We start from the raw sequence: 21,412 nt of genomic DNA on the forward strand, positions 1-21,412 counted from the left end.
GTGGCGAACGACGCCAGCACCGTTTTCGACCTAGTGATCCTCGGCGGTGGCAGCGGTGGTTACGCCGCGGCCCTGCGCGGGGCGCAGCTGGGCCTGGACGTCGCCCTGATCGAGAAGGACAAGGTCGGCGGCACCTGCCTGCACCGGGGATGCATCCCCACCAAGGCCCTGCTGCACGCGGGCGAGATCGCCGACCAGGCCCGCGAGAGCGAGCAGTTCGGTGTCAAGGCCACCCTCGAGGGCATCGACATCGCCGGTGTCCACAAGTACAAGGACGGCGTGGTCGCGGGCCTGTACAAGGGCCTGCAGGGTCTGGTCGCCTCCCGCAAGGTGACCTACATCGAGGGTGAGGGCCGGCTGTCCTCCCCCACCTCCGTCGACGTCGACGGCCGCCGCGTGGAGGGCCGCCACGTCCTGCTCGCGACCGGCTCCGTGCCGAAGTCGCTGCCGGGCCTGGAGATCGACGGCAACCGGATCATCTCCTCCGACCACGCCCTCGTCCTGGACCGCGTGCCGAAGTCCGCGATCATCCTGGGCGGCGGCGTCATCGGCGTCGAGTTTGCCTCCGCGTGGAAGTCCTTCGGCACCGAGGTCACGATCGTCGAGGGCCTGAAGCACCTCGTCCCGGTCGAGGACGAGAACTCCTCCAAGCTGCTGGAGCGCGCCTTCCGCAAGCGCGGCATCAAGTTCAACCTGGGCACGTTCTTCCAGAGCGCCGAGTACACCCAGGACGGTGTCAAGGTCACCCTGGCCGACGGCAAGCAGTTCGAGGCCGAGATCCTGCTGGTGGCCATCGGCCGCGGCCCGGTCTCCCAGGGCCTGGGCTACGAGGAGCAGGGCGTCGCGATGGACCGCGGCTACGTCCTGGTCGACGAGTACATGCGCACGAACGTGCCGACCATCTCCGCCGTCGGTGACCTGGTCCCGACCCTCCAGCTCGCGCACGTCGGCTTCGCGGAGGGCATCCTGGTGGCGGAGCGTCTGGCCGGTCTGAAGACCGTCCCGATCGACTACGACGGTGTCCCGCGGGTGACGTACTGCCACCCCGAGGTCGCCTCCGTCGGCATCACCGAGGCCAAGGCCAAGGAGATCTACGGTGCGGACAAGGTCGTCGCTCTGAAGTACAACCTCGCGGGCAACGGCAGGAGCAAGATCCTGAACACCGCGGGCGAGATCAAGCTCGTCCAGGTCAAGGACGGTGCCGTCGTCGGCGTCCACATGGTCGGCGACCGCATGGGCGAGCAGGTCGGCGAAGCCCAGCTGATCTACAACTGGGAGGCGCTGCCCGCCGAGGTCGCGCAGCTCATCCACGCCCACCCGACGCAGAACGAGGCGCTCGGCGAGGCCCACCTGGCCCTGGCCGGCAAGCCCCTCCACGCGCACGACTGACCCTCGGTCGACGAACGCGACGACACAGACTTCCGCACTTTCCGTAAGGAGCAACCGAAACCATGGCGGTTTCCGTAACCCTTCCGGCGCTCGGCGAGAGCGTCACCGAGGGCACCGTCACCCGCTGGCTGAAGGCCGAGGGTGAGCGCGTCGAGGCCGACGAGCCCCTGCTCGAGGTCTCCACCGACAAGGTCGACACCGAGATCCCCTCCCCCGCCTCCGGCGTGCTGTCCTCCATCAAGGTCGCCGAGGACGAGACCGTCGAGGTCGGCGCCGAGCTGGCGCTCATCGACGACGGTTCCGGCGCCCCCGCCGCCCAGGAGGCCCCGGCCGCCGAGCAGGCCCCGCAGGCCGAGCAGGTCGCCGAGCCCGCCCCGGAGCCGGCCGCGGCCGCCCCCTCCACCGAGCAGTCCGCCCCGGCGCCCGCCCCGACCGCCGACGCCGCCGCCGGCGGCGGCGGCTCCGCCGAGGGCACGGACGTCGTCCTGCCCGCGCTCGGCGAGTCCGTCACCGAGGGCACCGTCACCCGCTGGCTGAAGTCGGTCGGCGACACGGTCGAGGCCGACGAGCCGCTGCTGGAGGTGTCGACGGACAAGGTCGACACCGAGATCCCCGCCCCGACCTCCGGCACGCTGCTGGAGATCGTGGTGGGCGAGGACGAGACCGCCGAGGTGGGCGCCAAGCTCGCCGTCATCGGCGAGGCGGGTGCCGCTCCGGCCGCCGCCCCCGCGCAGGAGGCCCCGGCCGCCCCGGCGCAGCCCGAGCCCGCCCCGGCGCAGCCCGCTCCGGCCCAGCCCGAGCCCGCCCAGGCCCCGGCTCCGCAGCAGGCCGCCCCGGCCCAGCAGGCCCCGGCTCCGCAGGCCCCCTCGGCCCCGGCCCCGCAGCAGCAGACCACCCCGGCCCCTGACCCGGTCCCGTCCGCTCCGGCGCCGGCTCCGGCCCAGGCCCCGGCTCCGGCCGCCGCCAAGCCGGCCGACGACGGCGCCTACGTCACCCCGCTGGTGCGCAAGCTCGCCGCCGAGCAGGGCGTCGACCTGTCCACCGTCAAGGGCACCGGCGTCGGCGGGCGTATCCGCAAGCAGGACGTCGTCGCCGCCGCCGAGGCCGCCAAGAGCGCCGCCGCCACCCCGGCCCCCGCCGCTGCCGCCCCGTCGGCCGCGAAGAAGGCCCCGGTGCTGGAGGCCTCCCCGCTGCGCGGCCAGACCGTCAAGATGCCGCGCATCCGCAAGGTCATCGGCGACAACATGGTCAAGGCCCTGCACGAGCAGGCGCAGCTGTCCTCGGTCGTCGAGGTCGACGTCACCCGCCTGATGAAGCTGCGCGCCCGTGCCAAGGACGCGTTCGCGGCCCGTGAGGGCGTCAAGCTCTCCCCGATGCCGTTCTTCGTCAAGGCCGCCGCCCAGGCGCTGAAGGCGCACGCGCCGGTCAACGCCCGGATCAACGAGGCCGAGGGGACCATCACCTACTTCGACACCGAGCACATCGGTATCGCGGTGGACTCCGAGAAGGGCCTGATGACCCCGGTCATCAAGAACGCCGGCGACCTCAACCTCGCCGGTATCGCCAAGGCCACGGCCGACCTGGCGGGCAAGGTCCGCGCCAGCAAGATCACCCCGGACGAGCTGTCCGGTGCGACCTTCACCATCTCCAACACCGGGTCGCGCGGCGCGCTCTTCGACACGATCATCGTGCCGCCGGGCCAGGTCGCGATCCTCGGCATCGGCGCCACGGTCAAGCGCCCCGCCGTGATCGACACCGAGGACGGCCCCGTCATCGGCGTCCGGGACATGACGTACCTGACCCTGTCCTACGACCACCGTCTGGTGGACGGCGCCGACGCCGCCCGCTACCTGACGGCGGTCAAGGCCATCCTGGAGGCCGGCGAGTTCGAGGTCGAGCTCGGTCTCTGACCTTCGGTTCCACGGTTGCGCGGTGCCCCGCTCGGATCTCCCGGGCGGGGCATCGTCGTACCCGAGGGGCGCGGGGCCGTGACATGTGCGGCTCCGCCGCGTGGGCGCGGCGAGCCACCGGCGACCGGCAGCCGCCCACGCGCGCAGCAGCCGGGATCCCGGGCGCCGCACGCACCGTGTGCAACATGTCTCACCTGCGTGCAAGCACGCTCGTCGGCCCCACCCGCGGAGCGAACCGGCCGTATTGTCTAAGCGTCGATCCCGACCGAGGAGCCCTCATGACCGCGCCCGTCATCCACTCGCTGCGCGAACAGATCCGCGAGCACATCCTGGAAGGGATCATCAGCGGACGCTGGCAGCCGGGCGAGCGGATCGTCGAGCGCCGGATCGCCACCGAGCTGGAGGTCAGCCAGACCCCGGTCCGCGAGGCCCTGCGCGAGCTGGAGTCGCTGCGCCTGATCGAGTCGGCTCCCAACAAGGGCGTCCGGGTGCGGAACCTGACCGCCGCCGACCTGGAGGAGAGCTATCCGGTCCGGGCCGGTCTGGAGGCCATCGCGGCGGAGCTGGCCGCCGAGGGCCTCGCGGAGGACTGCTCGGCGCTGGAGCCCCACGTCAGCGCCCTGCACGAGGCCGACCGCGTCTCCGACGGCACCGCCCAGGTCCGCCACACCGTCGCCTTCCACCGCGAACTGGTCCGCGCCGCCGGGAACTCGGTCCTGCTGCACACCTGGGAGGGCCTGGGCATCGAGGTGTTCACGGCCCTGTCGATCCGCTGGCTGGGCACGCGGCAGCAGTCGTACGCCGAGGAGCACGAGGAGCTGGTCGCCGCATTCAAGCGCCGCGACCCCCGGATCGCCGAGCTGGTGAAGGCCCACGTCCTGGGCTGCGCGCCCCGGGCGTGACACCCGAGCGCGGGTCCGCTCAATCGCCTCCGACCTGCGAAAACCGTGCGAAAGGCAGTCACCGCGTGCCACCGCCGGAGGCACCGCGTGCCTACTTTCTCGTGATCAAGAGGTTTTGCCCCTCAACCCTTTGATCGATCATCGATCAGGGAGTTACAGTCGCCGACGGGCTTCCACCGAAGCCTCCGCCCTGTCCTGCCAAAGACCAAGGGCACCCCCGATCCCCTTACGTGAGGGAACCCCCTTCGACTGAGGAAGGCGGCGACATGACCGACCCCAACGCCATCCAGCCGAGCGAGCTCGACCAGCTCCCCGACCGGGACCCGGAGGAGACCGCCGAGTGGCAGGCCTCCCTGGACGCGGTCACCCAGGCTGCCGGGCCGCACCGTGCCGCATACCTGATGCGCCGCACGCTGGAGCGCGCCGAGGGCGCCGGCATCGCGCTGCCGAAGCTCCTCGAGACCGACTACGTCAACTCCATCCCCACCTCCGCCGAGCCGGCCGTGCCCGGTGACGAGGCGATGGAGCAGCGGATCACCGCGTGGAACCGCTGGAACGCGGCCGCGATGGTCACCCGCGGCAGCAAGTACGGCGTCGGCGGCCACATCGCCACCTTCGCCTCCGCCGCCTGGCTCTACGAGACCGGCTTCAACCACTTCTTCAAGGGCAAGGAGGCCGACGGCTCCGGCGACCAGCTCTACATCCAGGGCCACGCCTCCCCCGGCATCTACGCCCGCGCGTTCCTCGACGGCCGGCTGAACGAGGAGCAGCTCGACAACTTCCGCCGGGAGGCGGGCGGCAACGGCCTGCCCTCCTACCCGCACCCGCGCCGTCTGCCGTGGCTGTGGGAGTTCCCGACGGTCTCCATGGGCCTCGGCCCGCTGTCGGCGATCTACCAGGCGCGCTTCAACCGCTACCTGGCCAACCGCGGCATCAAGGACACCTCCGCCTCGCACGTCTGGGCGTTCCTCGGCGACGGCGAGATGGACGAGCCCGAGTCGACGGCGGCCCTCGCGCTGGCGGCCCGTGAGGAGCTCGACAACCTCACGTTCGTCATCAACTGCAACCTGCAGCGCCTGGACGGCCCGGTCCGCGCCAACTTCAAGATCGTGCAGGAGCTGGAGGCCCAGTTCCGCGGCGCCGGCTGGAACGTCGTCAAGACGCTGTGGGGCACCGCCTGGGACGAGCTGTTCCAGCTCGACACCACCGGCGCGCTGGTACGCCGCCTGCGCCAGGTACCGGACGCGCAGATCCAGACGTACCAGACGCGCGACGCGGCCTACATCCGCCAAAACTTCTTCGGCGCCGACCCGGCGCTCGTGGAGATGGCGAAGCTGCTGAGCGACGACAAGATCCTCGAGTGCTTCCACCTCTCGCGCGGCGGTCACGAGTCCCGCAAGGTGTTCGCCGCGTACAAGGCGGCCGTCGAGCACAAGGGCGCGCCGACCGTGATCCTGGCCCAGACGGTCAAGGGCCACACCCTGGGCGAGGGCTTCGCGTCGAAGAACGCCAACCACCAGATGAAGAAGCTCTCGGTGGACGAGTTCAAGAACATGCGCGACCTGCTGGAGCTGCCGATCTCCGACAGCGCGTTCGTCGACGGCGTGGTCCCCTACGGCCACCCCGGCGCCGACTCTCCCGAGGTGCGCTACCTCCAGGAGCGGCGTGCCGCCCTGGGCGGTCCGGCCCCGGCCCGGCGCGTCCACCCGGTCGCCCCGCTGCCCGCCCCCGCGGAGAAGGCGTTCGCGTCCTTCGACAAGGGCTCCGGCTCGCAGAACGTGGCCACCACCATGGCGTTCGTCCGTCTCGTCAAGGACCTGGTCCGTGACAAGGAGACCGGCAAGCGCTGGGTGCCGATCGTCCCGGACGAGGCGCGCACCTTCGGTATGGAGAGCCTCTTCCCGTCCCTCGGCATCTACTCGCCCAAGGGCCAGACGTACGAGCCGGTCGACCGCGACCAGCTGATGTACTACAAGGAGGCCAAGAACGGCCAGATCCTCAACGAGGGGATCACCGAGGCCGGTTCGATGGCCGACTTCATCGCCGCTTCGACGTCGTACGCGACGCACGGCGAGACGATGATCCCGTTCTACATCTTCTACTCGATGTTCGGCTGGCAGCGCACGGCCGACCAGATGTGGCAGCTCGGCGACCAGCTCGGCCGCGGCTTCCTGGTCGGCGCCACGGCCGGCCGCACCACGCTCACCGGCGAGGGCCTGCAGCACGCCGACGGCCACTCCCCCGTCATCGCCGCGACCAACCCGGCGGCGCTGACGTACGACCCGGCGTTCGCCTACGAGGTCGCGGCCATCGTCAAGGAGGGTCTGCGCCGGATGTACGGCGAGGCCGCGCCGGGCGAGGACCAGGACGTCTTCTACTACCTGACCGTCTACAACGAGCCGCTGCCGCAGCCGGCGAAGCCGTCCGTCGCCGGGATCGACGAGGGCATCGTCAAGGGCCTGTACCGCTTCAACACGGCGGAGTCGGCGGGCGTGACCGTCCCGGCGAACGCCCCTCGGATCCAGCTGCTCGGCTCCGGTACGGCGATCCACTGGGCGCTCAAGGCGCAGCAGCTGCTGGCCGAGGAGTGGGGCGTGGCGGCCGACGTGTGGTCGGCGACGTCGTGGAGCGAGCTGCGCCGGGACGCCCTGGAGGCGGACGAGGCGCTGCTGCGCGGCGAGGAGCGGGTGCCGTTCGTGCGGCGGGCGCTCCAGGGCGCCGAGGGCCCGGTGCTGGCGGTCTCCGACTACATGCGCCAGGTCCCGGACCAGATCGCGCAGTGGGTCGAGCAGGACTGGTCCTCGCTGGGCGCCGACGGCTTCGGCCTGTCGGACACCCGTGACGCGGCCCGCCGCCACTTCGGTGTCGACGCCGAGTCGATCGTGGTCGCGGCCCTGGCCCAGCTCGCCCGGCGCGGCGAGGTCAAGGCGGCGTCCGTGAAGGAAGCGCGCGAGAAGTACGGTCTGTAGGTTCTGCGGCCCTCATCGGTCCCGGTCGTTCGTCGGCCGCGGGCCGGTGGGGGCCTGTCGCGCTGTTCCCCCACGCCCCGGGGAAGGGGCGTGCCGGAGCGGGCCCCCACGCACACCCGCACCCGAACACGCACCATGATGGCCCTATGCGTGCTGCCCGGCTGATCAAGATGGTGCTGCTGCTCCAGTCCCGGCCCTCCATGACGGCCGCCGAGCTCGCCCGGGAGCTGGAGGTGTCGGAGCGGACGGTGACCCGCGACGCGCAGGCGCTGTCGGAGGCGGGCGTGCCGGTCTACGCGGACCGGGGCCGGGCCGGTGGCTACCGGCTGGTCGGCGGGTACCGGACGCGGCTGACCGGGCTGCACCGCGGCGAGGCGGAGGCGCTGTTCCTGTCCGGGGTGCCCGGGGCCCTGCGGGAGATGGGTCTGGAGGACGCGGCCTCGGCGGCCCGGCTGAAGGTGTCGGCGGCGCTGCTGCCGTCCCTCCGGGACGCCTCCCGGACGGCCGCGCAGCGCTTCCACCTGGACGCGCCGAACTGGTTCCGGGAGCCCGAGACGCCCGCGCTGCTGCCGGCGGTCGCGGACGCGGTGTGGGACGACCGGCGGATCGGCGCCCGCTACCGGCGCGGCGAGGACGAGGTCGTCCGGGAGCTGGAGCCCTACGGGCTCGTGCTGAAGGCGGGCGTCTGGTACCTGTGCGCCCGGGTGGCCGGGGGCGCGTCCTTCCGGGTGTACCGGATCGACCGGTTCACGGCGGTGGAACCGGGCGAGGAGCGCTTCGAGCGGGTGCCGGAGTTCGACCTGCCCGCGTTCTGGGAGGAGCGGGCCGAGCAGTTCGCGCGGTCCATCCTGCGGGCGCGGGTGGTGGTGCGGCTGTCGCCGGCCGGCGTCCGCGCCCTGCCGTACGCCCTCGACCCGTTCACCGCCCGGGAGGCTCTGGCCGGGGCGGGCGCCCCGGACGGCGAGGGCTGGGTGCGGGTGGACCTCCCGGTGGAGTCCGAGGAGGTGGCGCACAGCCAGCTCGCGGCGCTGGGCCCCGAGGTGGAGGTGCTGGAACCGGCGGGCCTGCGCGAGCGGTTCGCCGCGGACGCCGCACGGCTGGCGCGCCTGTACCGACGGACGGACGGCGCATAACGATCCCGTCCACTCCGGGTGCGCCCCTGTGCCCCAGGGCCGATGCTTGACCCGTGATGGACGAGACGGAGTTCTGGGAGCTGGTGGACGACGCCCGTGAGGCCGCCGAGGGCGACCCGGAGGAGCAGGCGGATCTGCTCGTGGAACGGCTCGCCCGGCTGGACCCGGACTCGGTGCTGGACTTCGCCCGTCACTTCGAGTCCCGTTACAACCGCGCCTACCGCTGGGACCTGTGGGGCGCGGCCTGGGTGCTGCTGGACGGCGCCAGCGACGACGCCTTCGACTTCTTCCGCTGCTGGCTGATCGGCCAGGGCCGGGAGGTCTTCGAGGGGGCGCTGCACGACCCGGACGCGCTCGCCGGGCTGCTGGACGACTTCGACGAGGAGATCGACGGCGACGGCGAGGATCTCGGCTACGCGGCGGACGAGGCGTACGAGCAGCTCACCGGGGTGGTCGCCCCCGATCTGGAGATCGCGCCGCCGCCCCCGGAGCCGCAGGGCACGCCGCTGGACTTCGAGAACGAGCGGCTGCTGGCCGAGCGCTACCCCCGGCTGTGGGAGCGGTTCAGGGACTGACCGGAGCCCGCTCCGTGTGCGGCGGGCCGGGGGCTCAGGACGCCGCGCGGCGGCTGTGGCCCTCCCCCGTGGCGGCCGGTCTGCCCTGCATCCGGGCCGCCATGTCGCGGATCTGCGGCAACCGGGCGTGCAGGGCGGCGCCGGGGCAGCTGGTCATGTAGCCGTCGTTGTGGCCGGCCAGGGCGGGCAGGGTGGCGGTGGTGCCGGCCGCGTACCGGCTCAGGCCGTTGCTGGAGACCAGGCGGACGTGCGCGCGCGGGTCGGTGCCGCTCAGGCCGAGTTTCCAGGCGGCCAGCGCGGCGATGGACCGGATCATCGGCTGCGGGACGGGCATGCCCTCGGTGAAGGTGCCGAGGGCGGCGACGCCGGAGGTGCGGTGGTTGAAGCCCTGGGTGTGGGCGCCGGTGACGGCGCGTTCGACACCCCCGGCCCGGCCCTCGTAGATGGTGCCGCAGCGGTCGACGACGAAGTTGTAGCCGATGTCGTCCCAGTCGCGGGTGCCCCGCTGGCCGGAGTACACGTCGCGGATGATGCGGGGCGCGTCGGCGCAGTCGTAGCCGTTGGGCGAGTCGGTGTGGTGCACGAAGACGGCCGCGACCCGGTCGTCGTAGCGGGGGCGGGGCTGGGCGCGGGCGGCCCCGCCCAGCCACTGCGAGCGCGGCACGATGGGCGGGCGGGGAGCGGCGTAAGGGGTGGTGGCGGGCCGGTGCGCGGCCGCGCCGCCGGCCTCGGCGGCCGTCTCGACGCCGTGCGCGCACAGCACCAGGGCCACGACGGCGGCGGTGCCCGGCAGGCAGCCGAGCAGCACCCGGGCCGCGCGCGGCAGGCCCGCCCGGCCGGGCGTCCCGGCGGCGCGGTGCCTGCGCGTCCCTGGCCGACCTCCGAAGGCACGCATGGTCCCACTGTCGGCCTGTTCCGCTCCGTCCGCGATGTGTGATGTGCCACCCGGTGGAACCATCGTCACGGTCCGCGCCGTTTTTCCGGGTGCACGCGTGCGGGGCGGGTCTCCTCCGCCGCGCGGGGTGCGACTGATCAACGGGGCGTTCCCGCACGTACTAGGGGTTCCCAGAGAGAGGCGGCGTTGCGTGGACCTGCTCGACATCCTGCTGTTGCTGGTCGTCCTGGCCTACGCGGCGTCCGGGTACCGCCGTGGCCTGGTGGCCGGCTGCGTGTCCCTGGCGGGTTTCGTCGGCGGCGCGGTCGTCGGCGTGTGGATCCTGCCGTGGGTGATGGACCTGGTCGAGCCGGGGACGACCCGGGCGACGCTCACCGCGGTGCTCACGGTGCTGCTGCCGGCGGTCCTGGTGCACGAGCTGGCGGGCCGGCTGGCGCTGCGGCTGCGGCGGGAGCTGGACCGCGGGCCGCTCAGGGTGGCGGACGGGGTGGGCGGGGCCGTGGCCAACGCGGTCGCGGTGCTGATCGTGGCGTGGGTGGCCGCGAGCGTCCTGGGTGCCTCGTCCTCGCCCACGGTCACCTCGGCGATCCGCGACTCGCGGCTGCTGGGTGCCGTGCAGCGGACGATGCCGGACACGACCCCGGCCTGGTTCTCGGAGGCCACGTCCGCGCTGACCCAGGCAGGCTTCCCGCAGGTCTTCAACCCGTTCGAGAGCGAGTCGGCGGCGGAGGTCGCCGAGCCCACCGGCGACAACGTGACGCGGGCCGCCACGCGCGCAGCCCAGCGCAGCACGGTGAAGGTGGAGGGCGTCGCGGGCACCCAGGGGCGCGAGGGCAGCGGGTTCGTGTACGCACCGCGGCACGTGATGACCAACGCCCATGTGGTGGCGGGCATCGACGAGCCGACCGTGCAGATCGGCGGCGTCGGGCGGACGTACGGGGCGCGGGTGGTGCTGTTCGACCCGGAGAAGGACGTGGCCGTGCTGTACGTGCCGGAGCTGCGGGCGCCGGTCCTGCGTTTCGACGACGACGCCGGGCGCGGGGACGCGGCGGTGGTGGCGGGCTATCCGCAGGACGGCGACCTGGACCTGCAGGCGGCCACGGTCGCGAACCGGGTCCGGGCGACCGGCCAGGACATCTACAACGAAGGGACGGCCGTCCGCGAGATCTACTCGATCCGCTCCACGGTCCGCCCGGGCAACTCCGGCGGCCCGCTGCTCACCACGGACGGCCGGGTGTTCGGCGTGGTCTTCGCCCGCTCCACCTCGGACGCCGAGACGGGGTACGTGCTGACGGCCGACGAGGTCGCCCCGGAGGCCGGGCGCGCGGCGCGGGCGACGGCGCCGGTGGACACCGGCGAGCCCACCGGGTCGTGAGCGCGCCGGGTGCGGCTCAGAGGAAGCGCCCCATGAGGACGTCGTCGACGTACCGCCCGTCGAGGAGGAACTCCTCGGGCAGGACGCCCTCCATCACGAACCCCTCGGACTCGTAGAGCCTGCGCGCGGGGGTGTTGTGGCCGAGGACGCGCAGGGTCAGGCGCCGGGCGCCGCGCCGGCGGGCCTCCGCGACGGCGGCCCGGACCAGGGCCCGGCCGGCCCCCCGGCCGCGTGCCTCCTGGGCGACGGCGAGGCCCTGGATCTGGAGCACGTGCCGGTTCGCGGCGACGGGGGTCGGGAGACCGAGGTGCACGTAACCGGCCGGGCGGCCGTCGTCCTCGGCGACGAGACAGTCCCGCGGCGGGTGCCGGTCGCTGAAGAACGGCGGGTAAGGCGGGCGCGGCTCGGGCGTCACGGCGTGCAGGGGCGACCAGGCGCGCCGGTCCAGCAGGGCCAGTTCCGCCTCGTCCTCGGGCACGGCGACGCGGACGCGCACGTCGGGATGGTCGGGCATGGGCGTCACCCTAGGCCGCGGGGCCCGTGGTCCGACAGTGGATATCCGGGGTCCGGGGGCAGGATGGGGGGATGGAACGCTCACGTATCGCAGTGGCCGGCGCGTCCGGTCTCATCGGCGGCGCCCTGGTGCGGTCACTGGCCTCGGACGGGCACGAGGTGGTGCGCCTGGTGCGCCGGGAGCCCCGGGGCACGGACGAGGTCCGCTGGGACCCGGAGGGCGGGCACGTGGAGGCGGCTGGGCTGGCCGGGTGCGCCGCGGTGGTCAATCTGGCGGGTGCCGGGGTCGGCGACCGGCGCTGGACGGACGCCTACAAGCAGCGGATCCGCGACAGCCGGGTGAACGGCACGGCCGCGCTGGCGCGGGCGGTGGCCTCGCTGGACGACGCGGAACGGCCGCGGGTCTTCGTGAACGGCAGCGCCATCGGCTACTACGGCGAGACCGGGGACCGTGCCGTCGACGAGAGCGCCCCGGCGGGCTCCGGCTTCCTGCCCGAGGTGTGCGTGGAGTGGGAGGAGGCCGCGGCGCCCGCCCGCCAGGCAGGTGTCCGCACCGCGTTCACCCGGACCGGGCTGGTCGTCTCCCGTGAGGGCGGGGCGTGGGGGCGGCTCTTCCCGCTGTTCCGGGCCGGGCTGGGCGGGCGCATGGGCGACGGCCGGCAGTACTGGTCGTTCGTCGCGCTGCACGACGAGGTCGCCGCGATCCGCCACCTCCTCGACACCGACGGCCTGTCGGGTCCGTTCAACATCACCGCCCCGAACCCCCTGACGAACAGTGAGATCACCGCGGCGATGGGGCGGGTGCTGCGCCGGCCCACGGTGTTCGCCGTGCCCGCGCCCGTTCTGCGGTCCGTGCTGGGCGAGATGGCTGGCGACGTCCTCGGCAGCGCCCGCGTCCTGCCGACGCGGCTGCTGGAGTCGGGCTTCCGGTTCGCCTTCCCGGACATCGAGGGAGCGATCCGCGCGGCACTGTAGGCCCCGGGAGTGCCGGCCCGTGTCCACATGGCATCGCTATGCGACCGCCGTGCGACCGTGCCCTGTCCATGCGCGACTCCCCCTGACCGATCGCAGTCCTACGCTCGACCGGAACTCGCGTATCCCTGGGGCCTGTTGAGGGCATGACGTCTCCAGCGCCCGCGCAACCTCGAGGAGGGGCACGTGCTTGAGCCCGCGTACCAGGCGGACGTGGTCGTCGTGGGGGCCGGGGTCGCCGGCCTCTCGGCCGCGCATCGGCTGACCAGCGCAGGAGTGACGACCATGGTCCTGGAGGCCGCCCATCACGTCGGCGGCCGGATGGCGACGGAGAAGGTCGACGGCTTCCGGCTCGACCGGGTCGGCCAGTTGCTGTCCACGGCGTATCCCGAACTACACCGGACCCCGGGGCTGGGCGGGCTGGTGCTGCGCCCCTTCGCACCGGGCGTCCTGCTGCACGGCGACGGACGCCACCACCGCGCGGGCGTCCAGCCCGGCGTGCGGGGCGCACGGGGCGCACTGCACGCGGTCCGTGCGCTGGCGAGTGCGCCCCGGCCGCCGGCCGCTCCCCGCGTACCGCGCAGGCCGGTGGCCGTGCCCGGCCGGCAGGTCTCCGTGCCCCGCAGCCGGTCCGGCGCCCCGCTCGGCACGGCCGTCGACCAGGCCCGGCTGGGCGCGGCCCTGACCCGGCTGGCCGGCACCCCCGCCGAACGGCTGCTGGCCCGACCGGAGTTGCCCGCGGGCCAGGCCCTCGCCGCACGGGGGCTGCCCGCGCGGACCATCGACGGCTTCCTGCGGCCGCTGCTCGCGGCCCTGCTGTGCGACCCGGACCTGACGACGTCGAGCCGGTGCGCCGACCTCGCGCTGCGGGCCTTCGCGAGCGGCCGGCTGTGCGTGCCGGAGGGCGGGTCGGAGGCCCTGCCGGAGCTGCTGGCGCGGACCCTGCCGGAGGGGTCGGTGCACACCGGCGTGCGCGTCACCTCCGTCTCCACCACCTCGGTGACCACCGCGGAGCACGGGGTGATCCGCTGCCGTGCCGTGCTGGTGGCGACGGACGCCCGGGCGGCGGCCGTGCTCCTGCCCGGGCTGCGGGTACCGGACTTCCACCCGGTGACGGTGGTGCACCACACCACCGACGAGCCGCCGGGGACGGGCGCGTCCCTGCTGCTGGACGCCGACCTCGGCGGTCCGGTGGCCCACACGGCGGTACTCAGCCACGTCGATCCGTCCCGGGCCCCCGTCGGCCGGGCCCTGGTGTCGTCGACGGTGCTGGGCCGGCCGCCGGGCGACGTCGACACGGCCGTGCGGAGGCACCTGGCACGGCTGTACGGGACGTCGACGGCGCGGTGGGAGACGCTGGCGGTGCACCACACGACCGAGGCGGTGCCCGCCATGCGGCCGCCGCACGATCTGCGGCGGCCGGTGCGCTTGCTCGCGGGCCTGTACGTGTGCGGGGACCACCGGGACACCAGCACCGTCCAGGGTGCTCTGCACTCCGGGCACCGGGCGTCGGCGGCGATCCTGGCGGACCTGGGGGCGGGGCGGTCGATGCATGCCGCCGATCCGCTGCCGACCGTGCCGCGCGCCGCCTGAGTGATGCCTCGGGTGCGGGTGCGTGGGGGCCGATCGCGCAGTCCCCACGCACCCCTGAGGCAGCTCAGCCGAGGGCCGCCACCTTGTCGCGGTAGGTCCGCACCGGCGCCGCGTCCTTGTACGGCTCCAGCCGCCGCTCGAAGTCCCGCACGTACTCCACCGCCCGCACCGAGCGCATCTCGGCGGCCTGGCCCGCGGCCTCCGCGGCCAGCTGGCAGGCCTGGTCGAGCTCGCCCAGCCCCAGGCGGGCGGTGGCGAGGACGACACGGCAGAACAGCCGGCTGCGGGCGTAGGACGGGGCCCGCAACTGCAGCGAGCGTTCCGCGTGCTGGGCGGCGGCGCGGAACTGCTGCAGGTCGCGGTGGCAGTGGCCGAACTCGTCGGCCAGCTGGGCCTCGTCGAAGAACCTCGCCCACTGCGGCACGTCGTCTCCGGGGCGGGCCGTCTCCAGGGCCCGCTCGGCGCGGACCAGGGCCGCGGTGCAGGCCCGGACCTCACCGAGCACCCCGTGCCCGCGCGCCTCGGACGCGTGCAGCAGGGCCTGCAGGACGGGCGGCCCGGAGGTGCCCACGCCCTGCTGGGCCACCCGGGCGAGCTGCACGGCCTCCCGCCCGTGCCCCAGGTAGACGGCCTGGCGGCTCATGGTGACCAGCACATAGGCCCCGAACGCCCGGTCCCCGGCGGCCTGCGCCAGCCGGAGTGCCTGCACGAAGTAGCGCTGGGCCAGTCCGTGCGCGGCGATGTCGTACGAGGTCCAGCCGGCGAGCCGGGTCAGGTCGGCGGCGGCGGCGAACAGCCGGCGTCCGGTCTGCTCGCCGTAGGTGCCGCGCAGCATGGGCTCGCACTCGTGCTCCAGGTAGCGCACGAGGGCCTGGCGGGCGTGGCCGCCGCCGTAGGCGTCGTCGAGGGTGCGGAACAGCTCGCCGACCGAGCGCAGGGCGGCGATGTCCCCGGCGGTGACCTTCTGGCCGGGGCCGCGCTCGGCCCCGCCGCGCTGGCGGGGCAGGGACGGCACGCCCTGCTCGGCCGGGAGCCTCAGGGCGGGGCGGCCCTGTGCGGGGATGCGGGCGGGGTGGGGCTCGCCCCGGGCGACCTTCTCGTCGGCGCGGCCGATCAGCCAGTCCCGGCTGGGCACGACGAGCCCGGCCGGGGTGAAGGCGATCTTGCGCAGCTCGGCGTGGCTGCCGGAGTCCTTGCGCCACAGCCCGCTGACGATGTCGACGGCCTCCTCCGGGGTGGCGGCGAACTCCAGCCCCGCGTAGACCGGCGCGCAGGCGTCCAGCCCCAGGTCCTGGGCGGTGAGGCGGCGGCCCAGGCGCCGGGTGAACACCTCGGCGATCAGGGCGGGCGTGGTCCCCCGGGGCTGCTGGCCGCGCAGCCACCGGGTGACGGAGGTCTTGTCGTATCTCAGGTCGAGACCGTGTTCCAGCCCGAGCTGGTCCACGCGACGGGCGAGTCCCGCGTTGGAGAACCCCGCTTCTGCGATGAGCGCGGCGAGCTGTCGGTTGGGGGTGCGCTGCGCGGGTCGTTCCGTCATCTGCGGTGCGGTCTCCTGCCTTCCGGCCTTCGTGATGTGCGCGGATTGCCTGTGAGCTGGCCTTACGCCTTGCTGGACGGCGCGAATGTAGCGGAGAGTAAGCACCCCATCACACATTTTCCCGGACATTCATCCGATCGTGTGAGGATTGACCCCGGGACTGACGTGTCCGGGCCGGACGTACAGTGGCTTGGGCGCGTTACGTGCCTGACACACCCGTCCGAGGGAGGCGCTTGCCGTGAGTGAGTTGCGGTTCGTCCGCATGGGGTTCGGTGACGAGGCCGTCGAGTACCAGGAGGCCTGGGACGAACAGCGCCGGGTGCACGCGGCGCGCTTCACCGACGAGGTCCCCGACACCGTACTGCTCCTGGAGCACCCGCCGGTCTACACGGCCGGGCGGCGCACGGCGGACAACGAGCGCCCCCTCGACGGCACGCCGGTCATCGACGTGGACCGCGGCGGCAAGATCACCTGGCACGGCCCCGGACAGCTGGTCGGCTACCCGATCCAGAAGCTCCCGCGCCCGGTGGACGTGGTGGCCCACGTCCGGCGCCTGGAGGAGGCCCTGATCCGCACCTGCGCCGACTTCGGGCTGGAGACGACCCGGGTCGAGGGCCGCAGCGGCGTGTGGGTCCTGGGCGACCCGGTCGAGCAGCGGCCCGCGCTCGGAGGCCTGTCGCTGGACTTCGACCCGCGGCTGCAGGACGAGGAGTTCGACCCGCGGCTGAACGGACCGGAGTACGCCCCCTCCAACGCGGGCCAGCGCCGCGAGGACCGCAAGATCGCCGCGATCGGCATCCGCGTCGCCAAGGGCGTCACGATGCACGGCTTCGCACTGAACGTGAACCCCGACAACAAGTGGTTCGACCGGATCATCCCCTGCGGCATCCGCGACGCGGGCGTGGCCTCCCTAGCCGCCGAGCTGGGCCGCGACGTGACGATCGAGGAGGTCCTGCCCGTGGTGGAGCGCCACCTGAGGGACGTCCTGGAGAACGCCGACCTCAAGCCCCGGGAGATCGAGCGGACACCGGCGGCATAAACGCCCGCGGGGAGGGGCTGACACCACACACAGGCATTCAAATCCACGGGCGTACCCTTGAGGACGCCGAAGAATCAACGCTAGGGAGCCGGTCGTGTCCGCAGTCGCACCCGACGGACGCAAGATGCTGCGCCTGGAGGTCCGCAACAGCCAGACCCCCATCGAGCGCAAGCCCGAGTGGATCAAGACCCGGGCGAAAATGGGCCCCGAGTACACCAAGATGCAGAACCTCGTGAAGAGCGAGGGCCTGCACACGGTCTGCCAGGAAGCCGGCTGCCCGAACATCTACGAGTGCTGGGAGGACCGCGAGGCGACCTTCCTCATCGGCGGCGACCAGTGCACCCGGCGCTGCGACTTCTGCCAGATCGACACCGGCAAGCCTGAGGCGCTGGACCGCGACGAGCCCCGCCGCGTGGGTGAGTCCGTGGTCACGATGGACCTGAACTACGCCACGATCACCGGCGTCGCCCGCGACGACCTGGAGGACGGCGGCGCCTGGCTGTACGCCGAGACGGTCCGCCAGATCCACCGGCAGACGGCCGGCCGCGAAGGCGGCCACACCAAGGTCGAGCTGCTGGCCCCCGACTTCAACGCGATCCCCGAGCAGCTCGAGGAGGTCTTCTCCTCCCGCCCCGAGGTCTTCGCGCACAACGTCGAGACCGTCCCGCGGATCTTCAAGCGCATCCGCCCCGGCTTCCGCTACGAGCGCTCGCTGAAGGTGATCACCGAGGCCCGCGACTACGGCCTGGTCACCAAGTCGAACCTGATCCTCGGCATGGGCGAGACCCGCGAGGAGGTCAGCGACGCGCTGAAGCAGCTGCACGAGGCGGGCTGCGAGCTGGTCACCATCACGCAGTACCTGCGCCCCTCCGTGCGCCATCACCCCGTGGAGCGCTGGGTCAAGCCGCACGAGTTCGTGGAGCTGCAGCAGGAGGCCGAGCAGATCGGCTTCTCCGGCGTGATGTCCGGTCCGCTGGTGCGCTCCTCGTACCGCGCCGGGCGGCTGTACCGGATGGCGATGGAGCAGCGGGACGCGCGCGTCGCGGCCCAGGCCGTCTGACGGAGCGTCACCACCTCTTCCCGGTACGGGACGAGACAATCGTGTGAATTCGCGCACGTGATACTACCGACCGGTAGTGACCGGTTCGACGCGGTCCTGACCGTCCTCGCAGATGAGGGCGTACGTCAGGACCGCGTCGGCGTTCCACTGCTCCCCTGCCGGGCTTCACGGGTGTTTGACCGGCCGGTCACGCCCTGGTAACACCAATCAGTGACGCTGAACTCACAGCACGTACACCCGTTTCGAGGGGGGACCTCACCCATGCAGGCCGCGCCCGTCCGCGCCACCGCGATCCCGTCGTTCACGACCGCCCTGCGCGCGGTCGAGGCGCTGCTGATGAGCAGCGGCCAGCGCACCGCCCGGCGCAACGCCTGGACCTCCGTGCTGGAGGACCGCCGTCGCGCCAAGGACCGGGTCGAGGCGCAGCGCGTGCTGGAGCAGTCCCTCTCGCGCTCCCTGTCCGCCCGCCCCTGAGGCCCGGACCGCGCTGCGCGGGCCCCGGGCGGCACTGCCGTCGTCGGCGCTCGTGCGGACACGTAGACTTCGGGGCATGGCGAGGAAGGAACCTGCAGCGGACGCTGCGAATCCCGGGCGACTGAAGCAGATCGCCCTGACCTACAAGATGACCCGCAAGGCCGACAAGAAGATCGGTCTTGTACTCGCGGCTGTCGGAATCGTCACCTTCGGTGTCTTCCTCGCGATCGGTTTCTTGATCGGTCACCCCATCTATCTCGGCATCCTGGGCCTCCTGCTCGCCTTCCTCGCGACGGCGATCGTGTTCGGGCGCCGGGCCGAGCGGGCCGCCTTCGGGCAGATGGAGGGCCAGCCCGGCGCCGCGGCGGCGGTGCTCGACAACATCGGCCGGGGGTGGACGACGACCCCCGCGGTGGCGATGAACCGCAACCAGGACGTGGTGCACCGCGCGGTCGGCAAGGCCGGCATCGTGCTGGTGGCCGAGGGCAACCCGAACCGGGTGAAGACCCTGCTCGCCGCCGAGAAGCGCAAGATGAACCGCATCGTCGCGGACGTTCCGGTGCACGACCTGGTGGTGGGCACCGGCGAGGGCCAGGTCGAGCTGAAGAAGCTGCGCACGACCATGCTCAAGCTCCCGCGCGTGCTGACCGGCCCGCAGGTCACGGCCACCAACGACCGGCTGCGCGCCCTGGGTGACCTGATGAGCAACATGCCGCTGCCGAAGGGCCCGATGCCCAAGGGCATGCGCCTGCCGAAGGGCGGGCCGAAGGCCCGCTGACCCGCACCCGTACGACGAAGGGGCGCCCGGACCACTCCGGGCGCCCCTTCGTCGTACGGATCCGTCGCACGCGGCGGGCGATCGAGCGGCGGATGCTCGATGTGCGTCAGATGCGGACCTCCACCGTGCCGGCCAGCCGGTCGTGCAGGCCGCGGCCGTCGCGGTCCCAGATCAGGGCGGGGATCGCCAGGAACAGCAGGACCGTGCGCACGACGGCCCGCCAGGGGCTGACCCGGCCGGTGTCCAGGGCGAGCACCCGGATGCCGAAGAGGCGCTTGCCCGGCGTGAAGCCGACCGTGCCGACCGTCAGCACCATCAGCGCGAACATGATCAGCGGCGCCCAGACCTGGGCCGCCTCGTTGTAGCTGTCGGCGATCAGGCCGTACGCGATCAGCAGGCTCAGCCCCCAGTCGACGGCCAGGGCGCCGATCCGCCGGCCCGGGCGGGCGATCGAGCCGGAGCCCTCCTCGGGCAGACCGAGCTGCTCGCCCCGGTATCCGAAGTCGACACCGGCCTCTTCCGCGGCCGCGCGGGGCCCGGAGAGCCACGATCCGATTGCTTGCCTGTTGTCCACCCGTCCACGGTACTGCGCCCCCATATGACCGGGGCACGGCGGGGTGCGTCGGGGCTACGGTGGAGGGTGAGCCGGTTAACTTGTGCGAAACAAACGGGTCACGCCCGAGAAATCACCCGTCCCTAGGGTCGAGGACAGCGTGTGCCACCCGCACTGGCCGCACGAACGAACTACCACCCCGGCGGGACGGTCGGGAGTAGGAGGAGCTGGATGTTCCAGAACGCCGACGAGGCCAAGAAGTTCATCGCGGACGAGGACGTCAAGTTCGTCGACGTCCGCTTCTGCGACCTCCCGGGCGTGATGCAGCACTTCACGGTGCCTGCGGAGGCGTTCGACGCCGACGAGGAGCTGGCCTTCGACGGCTCCTCGATCCGGGGTTTCCAGGCCATTCACGAGTCCGACATGGCCCTGCGCGCGGACCTGTCGACCGCCCGGGTCGACCCGTTCCGCCGTGACAAGACGCTGAACATCAACTTCTTCATCCACGACCCGATCACGGGCGAGCAGTACTCCCGCGACCCGCGCAACGTGGCCAAGAAGGCCGAGGCCTACCTCGCCTCCACCGGCATCGCCGACACGGCGTACTTCGGTCCCGAGGCGGAGTTCTACGTCTTCGACTCCGTCCGCTTCGCCACCAGCGCGAACGAGTCCTTCTACCACATCGACTCCGAGGCCGGCGCCTGGAACACCGGTGCGCTGGAGGACAACCGCGGTTACAAGGTCCGCTACAAGGGCGGCTACTTCCCGGTCCCGCCGGTCGACCACTTCGCCGACCTGCGCGCCGAGATCTCCCTGGAGCTGGAGCGGTCCGGCCTGAAGGTCGAGCGCCAGCACCACGAGGTGGGCACCGCCGGCCAGGCCGAGATCAACTACAAGTTCAACACGCTGCTCGCCGCCGCCGACGACCTCCAGCTCTTCAAGTACATCGTGAAGAACGTGGCGTGGAAGAACGGCAAGACGGCCACCTTCATGCCGAAGCCGATCTTCGGTGACAACGGCTCGGGCATGCACGTCCACCAGTCGCTGTGGACCGGCGGCCAGCCGCTGTTCTACGACGAGGCCGGTTACGCGGGCCTGTCGGACACCGCCCGCTACTACATCGGCGGCATCCTCAAGCACGCCCCGTCGCTGCTGGCCTTCACCAACCCGACGGTGAACTCCTACCACCGCCTGGTGCCGGGCTTCGAGGCGCCGGTGAACCTGGTGTACTCGCAGCGCAACCGCTCCGCGGCCATGCGCATCCCGATCACCGGCTCCAACCCGAAGGCCAAGCGCGTGGAGTTCCGCGCCCCGGACGCCTCCGGCAACCCGTACCTGGCCTTCTCGGCGCTGCTGCTCGCGGGCCTGGACGGCATCAAGAACAAGATCGAGCCGGCCGAGCCGATCGACAAGGACCTGTACGAGCTGGCTCCCGAGGAGCACGCGAACGTCGCCCAGGTCCCGACCTCCCTCGGCGCGGTCCTGGACCGCCTGGAGGCCGACCACGAGTTCCTGCTCCAGGGTGACGTGTTCACCCCGGACCTGATCGAGACGTGGATCGACTTCAAGCGCGCCAACGAGATCGCGCCGCTGCAGCTGCGTCCGCACCCGCACGAGTTCGAGCTGTACTTCGACGTGTGATCGACGCTCCCGTCGCCCGTACGGTGCCCCCGTCTCCCGCAGTGGAGGCGGGGGCACCGTCGTCCGCGCCCGGTCCGCGCTTCCCAGGCGGGCGCGCGAGAGGG

General features: G+C 72.6%; 18 protein-coding genes. 14 read left to right on the plus strand and 4 right to left on the minus strand.

Annotated elements, in window-relative coordinates:
* The 6 genes from lpdA to ACZ4M5_RS04235 all read left to right on the plus strand — a co-directional run bounded on the left by lpdA (window position 1) and on the right by ACZ4M5_RS04235 (window position 8,878).
* A complete protein-coding gene (lpdA, locus tag ACZ4M5_RS04210; RefSeq protein ID WP_467732919.1) occupies window positions 1-1,389 on the plus strand; it encodes a dihydrolipoyl dehydrogenase in 1,389 nt (462 codons plus the stop codon).
* A 62-nt stretch (window positions 1,390-1,451) separates the two neighbouring features.
* On the plus strand, window positions 1,452-3,299 hold the full coding sequence (gene sucB / locus ACZ4M5_RS04215; RefSeq protein WP_467732921.1) for a 2-oxoglutarate dehydrogenase, E2 component, dihydrolipoamide succinyltransferase: 1,848 nt from the start codon (window positions 1,452-1,454) through the stop codon (window positions 3,297-3,299).
* A gap of 278 nt (window positions 3,300-3,577) precedes the next feature.
* Complete coding sequence (locus ACZ4M5_RS04220) at window positions 3,578-4,201, plus strand: GntR family transcriptional regulator (protein WP_398111218.1); 624 nt, start codon at window positions 3,578-3,580, stop codon at window positions 4,199-4,201.
* 266 nt (window positions 4,202-4,467) lie between these two features.
* Window positions 4,468-7,170: a pyruvate dehydrogenase (acetyl-transferring), homodimeric type gene (gene aceE / locus ACZ4M5_RS04225; protein ID WP_467732923.1), complete on the plus strand. Its 2,703-nt coding sequence runs from the start codon at window positions 4,468-4,470 to the stop codon at window positions 7,168-7,170.
* Between the two features lie 146 nt (window positions 7,171-7,316).
* Window positions 7,317-8,303: a helix-turn-helix transcriptional regulator gene (locus tag ACZ4M5_RS04230; protein ID WP_467732925.1), complete on the plus strand. Its 987-nt coding sequence runs from the start codon at window positions 7,317-7,319 to the stop codon at window positions 8,301-8,303.
* Window positions 8,304-8,359: 56 nt separating this feature from the next.
* The gene (locus ACZ4M5_RS04235) at window positions 8,360-8,878 is read left to right on the plus strand and encodes a DUF4240 domain-containing protein (protein WP_467734229.1); all 519 of its coding nucleotides are present in this window, start codon (window positions 8,360-8,362) and stop codon (window positions 8,876-8,878) included.
* Window positions 8,879-8,912: 34 nt separating this feature from the next.
* Here the strand turns inward: ACZ4M5_RS04235 and ACZ4M5_RS04240 are convergent, their stop codons facing one another.
* The gene (locus ACZ4M5_RS04240; RefSeq protein WP_467732927.1) at window positions 8,913-9,773 is read right to left on the minus strand and encodes a peptidoglycan recognition protein family protein; all 861 of its coding nucleotides are present in this window, start codon (window positions 9,771-9,773) and stop codon (window positions 8,913-8,915) included.
* Between the two features lie 190 nt (window positions 9,774-9,963).
* Between ACZ4M5_RS04240 and ACZ4M5_RS04245 the strand changes: the two genes are divergently transcribed.
* Window positions 9,964-11,148: a MarP family serine protease gene (locus ACZ4M5_RS04245; RefSeq protein ID WP_467732929.1), complete on the plus strand. Its 1,185-nt coding sequence runs from the start codon at window positions 9,964-9,966 to the stop codon at window positions 11,146-11,148.
* Window positions 11,149-11,164: 16 nt separating this feature from the next.
* Here the strand turns inward: ACZ4M5_RS04245 and ACZ4M5_RS04250 are convergent, their stop codons facing one another.
* Window positions 11,165-11,662, minus strand: coding sequence for a GNAT family N-acetyltransferase (locus tag ACZ4M5_RS04250; protein ID WP_467732931.1), 498 nt, complete (start codon window positions 11,660-11,662; stop codon window positions 11,165-11,167).
* 71 nt (window positions 11,663-11,733) lie between these two features.
* On the opposite strand from ACZ4M5_RS04250, the gene ACZ4M5_RS04255 reads away from it, so the two are divergent.
* Together ACZ4M5_RS04255 and ACZ4M5_RS04260 are read left to right on the plus strand one after the other, a co-directional pair.
* On the plus strand, window positions 11,734-12,636 hold the full coding sequence (locus ACZ4M5_RS04255) for a TIGR01777 family oxidoreductase (RefSeq protein WP_467732933.1): 903 nt from the start codon (window positions 11,734-11,736) through the stop codon (window positions 12,634-12,636).
* Between the two features lie 183 nt (window positions 12,637-12,819).
* Entirely contained in the window at window positions 12,820-14,226 is a 1,407-nt protein-coding gene (locus ACZ4M5_RS04260; RefSeq protein ID WP_467732935.1) for an NAD(P)/FAD-dependent oxidoreductase, read from the plus strand.
* A gap of 64 nt (window positions 14,227-14,290) precedes the next feature.
* On the opposite strand, the gene ACZ4M5_RS04265 is transcribed toward ACZ4M5_RS04260, so the two are convergent.
* Entirely contained in the window at window positions 14,291-15,763 is a 1,473-nt protein-coding gene (locus tag ACZ4M5_RS04265; protein ID WP_467732937.1) for a regulator, read from the minus strand.
* A gap of 238 nt (window positions 15,764-16,001) precedes the next feature.
* On the opposite strand from ACZ4M5_RS04265, the gene lipB reads away from it, so the two are divergent.
* The 4 genes from lipB (at window position 16,002) to ACZ4M5_RS04285 (ending at window position 19,114) form a co-directional block, all read left to right on the plus strand.
* Window positions 16,002-16,802 carry a lipoyl(octanoyl) transferase LipB gene (gene lipB, locus ACZ4M5_RS04270; RefSeq protein ID WP_467732939.1) on the plus strand — a complete coding sequence of 267 codons (801 nt, stop codon included), beginning with the start codon at window positions 16,002-16,004 and terminating at the stop codon, window positions 16,800-16,802.
* A gap of 94 nt (window positions 16,803-16,896) precedes the next feature.
* Window positions 16,897-17,862: a lipoyl synthase gene (gene lipA, locus ACZ4M5_RS04275; RefSeq protein WP_398111228.1), complete on the plus strand. Its 966-nt coding sequence runs from the start codon at window positions 16,897-16,899 to the stop codon at window positions 17,860-17,862.
* A gap of 261 nt (window positions 17,863-18,123) precedes the next feature.
* The gene (locus ACZ4M5_RS04280) at window positions 18,124-18,336 is read left to right on the plus strand and encodes an SCO2195 family GlnR-regulated protein (protein WP_467732941.1); all 213 of its coding nucleotides are present in this window, start codon (window positions 18,124-18,126) and stop codon (window positions 18,334-18,336) included.
* A 76-nt stretch (window positions 18,337-18,412) separates the two neighbouring features.
* Window positions 18,413-19,114 (plus strand): DUF4191 domain-containing protein, encoded by a 702-nt coding sequence (locus ACZ4M5_RS04285; protein ID WP_467732943.1) that lies wholly within the window; start codon window positions 18,413-18,415, stop codon window positions 19,112-19,114.
* Window positions 19,115-19,220: 106 nt separating this feature from the next.
* Here ACZ4M5_RS04285 and ACZ4M5_RS04290 read toward each other — a convergent pair whose 3' ends face one another.
* Window positions 19,221-19,688 carry an RDD family protein gene (locus tag ACZ4M5_RS04290; protein WP_451879219.1) on the minus strand — a complete coding sequence of 156 codons (468 nt, stop codon included), beginning with the start codon at window positions 19,686-19,688 and terminating at the stop codon, window positions 19,221-19,223.
* A 210-nt stretch (window positions 19,689-19,898) separates the two neighbouring features.
* On the opposite strand from ACZ4M5_RS04290, the gene glnA reads away from it, so the two are divergent.
* Complete coding sequence (gene glnA / locus ACZ4M5_RS04295; protein ID WP_467732946.1) at window positions 19,899-21,308, plus strand: type I glutamate--ammonia ligase; 1,410 nt, start codon at window positions 19,899-19,901, stop codon at window positions 21,306-21,308.
* Window positions 21,309-21,412 lie beyond the last annotated feature (104 nt).

The sequence above is a fragment of the Streptomyces sp. NPDC026246 genome (assembly GCF_055567995.1).